The sequence below is a fragment of the Sphingobium sp. PNB genome (assembly GCF_019873065.1).
Lineage (GTDB): Bacteria > Pseudomonadota > Alphaproteobacteria > Sphingomonadales > Sphingomonadaceae > Sphingobium > Sphingobium fuliginis.
Window position 1 is genome coordinate 1 of record NZ_JAINEZ010000196.1, and the last position, 2,175, is coordinate 2,175.

Sequence of the window (2,175 nt, forward strand, 5' to 3'; positions counted from 1 at the left end):
CGCCGTCGCCATCCCGATCTCGATTTTGGGGTTCGCCGCACGATGGAGCGTCGTATCCGTGCCTGGCGGGCCGTTCATGGCCCGGAACAGGAAGTGATCTTCCGCCAGACTCATGAGCCGGGGCGAATGGGCCTTTCGGACTTCACCGACATGAGGAGCCTCAAAGTCACGATCGCGGGTGCGCCCCTCGATCACCTGCTTTACCACTTCCGCCTGGTGTGGTCAGGCTTCGAACATGCCCATGTCATCCTGGGCGGCGAGAGCTATGTCGCATTGGCTGAGGGGCTGCAGAACGCGCTTTGGATGCTGGGCGGCGCGCCGGGCGAACACCGCAGCGACAGTCTGTCGGCCGCGTTTCGCAACCTTGATGCCGATGCCCGTGCGGACTTGACCACACGCTACGACGCCTTGTGCGAACATTATGGCATGACGCCGACCCGCAACAACCGCGGCATCGCGCATGAGAATGGCAGCGTCGAAAGCTCCCACGGCCATCTCAAGGCGGCGGTGGAGGATGCGCTGGCGATGCGTGGATCGACCGACTTCGAGGACCTCGCGGCCTATCGCAGGTTCATCGACGAGATCGTTGCCCGAAAGAACCGGCGCAGTGCCGCCCGCATCGACACCGAAAGGGCAACGCTCAAACCGCTACCTGATCGTCGCACCAGCGACTACGAGGAACATATCCTTCCCGTCACCTCGTCCAGCACCTTCGTTCTGCGCAAGGTGTTCTACACGGTGCCGTCACGGTTGATCGGGCATCGACTGCGTGTGCGCCTCTACGATGATCGGCTCGATCTGTTCCTGGGCGGCAGTTATCTCATGACCCGGCCACGCGGTCGCCCGAAAAGCGCTACCGAACATGGCTATGTGGTGGATTACCGTCACGTGATCCATAGCCTCAGGCGTAAGCCGATGGCCCTGCTGCAGCTGACCTATCGCGACCAGTTGTTCCCGCGCGAGGCGTACAGGCTCATGTTCGAACGGCTGCTCGAAGCCATGTCCGAGCGTGACGCTTGCCGCAAGATGGTCGAGTTGCTGTCCATGGCCCATGAACGGGCCTGCGAGGCCGAGCTTGCCGATCTTCTCGCCCAGGACCTTGACGAAGGCCGGCTGCCTGACATCGCCGCGTTGCGAACGCGCTTCTCGCCCGATCCGGCCGCGCTGCCCGAGGTGGTGGTCGAGCTTGGCCCCCTGACCGACTACGATGCCCTGCTGCTGGGAGAGGCCGCATGACCAAGGCCCATAACGTCGATGCCCAGCGCCTGAGCTTCATCCTCAACGAGTTGAGGCTTCCTGCCATCAAGGTGATCTGGCCCGAGTTTACCGAACGTGCCGACAAGGAGGGCTGGCCCGCCACCCGACTGCTCGCTGCACTTACCGAGCATGAAATGGCCGAACGTGACCGGCGTAGGATCGAACGTCATCTGAGCGACGCACGATTACCACCGGGCAAAACGCTCGACAGCTTCGCCTTCGACGCCGTGCCGATGGTCTCGCGGGCGCAGGTCACGGCCATGACCTCGGGCGACGGATGGCTGGAAAAGGGCGCCAATCTCATCCTGTTCGGCCCGCCGGGCGGAGGAAAGAGCCACTTGGCGGCAGCCATCGGCCTGCAACTTGTCCAGAATGGTTGGCGCGTGCTGTTCACCCGCACGTCCGAGCTGGTCCAGAAGCTTCAGCTCGCGCGCCGCGAACTGGCGCTCGAATCCGCCATCGCCAAGCTCGACAAATACCACCTGCTCATCCTGGACGACCTCGCCTATGTCGCCAAGGATCAGGCTGAAACCTCCGTGCTCTTCGAGTTGATCAGCGCACGCTATGAGCGCCGATCCATGCTCATCACGGCCAACCAGCCCTTCGGCGAATGGAACCGGGTCTTCCCGGATCCCGCCATGACGCTCGCGGCCGTCGACCGTCTCGTTCATCACGCCACCATCTTCGAGATGAATGTCGAGAGCTATCGTCGCAGGGCCGCCCTCCAGCGACAGACAGGGGCTGGAAGGACCCCAAAATACGCGACAATCAAATCCATCGAGAAAATGTCGATCAGCGACAATCAGAGCGAAGAATCGCCCTTGCCAGCGACAATCTAACCCGGCACCATGAACCCGCCGCGACAATCTGTTCTCATCCTGATAGTCGCTGACCTCTCACCCAGATCGTCGCGCTATA

At 62.3% G+C, this 2,175-nt stretch carries 2 protein-coding genes; both read left to right on the top strand.

Annotated features, from left to right (window positions below):
* A partial coding sequence (istA, locus tag K7W03_RS27275; RefSeq protein ID WP_222888093.1) for an IS21 family transposase occupies nt 1-1,236 on the top strand: 1,236 nt, incomplete at its 5' end.
* Nucleotides 1,233-2,096, top strand: a complete 864-nt coding sequence (gene istB, locus K7W03_RS27280; protein ID WP_004211466.1) for an IS21-like element helper ATPase IstB — start codon at nt 1,233-1,235, stop codon at nt 2,094-2,096. The genes istA and istB, both read left to right, overlap by 4 nt.
* The last annotated feature ends 79 nt before the right edge of the window (nt 2,097-2,175 follow it).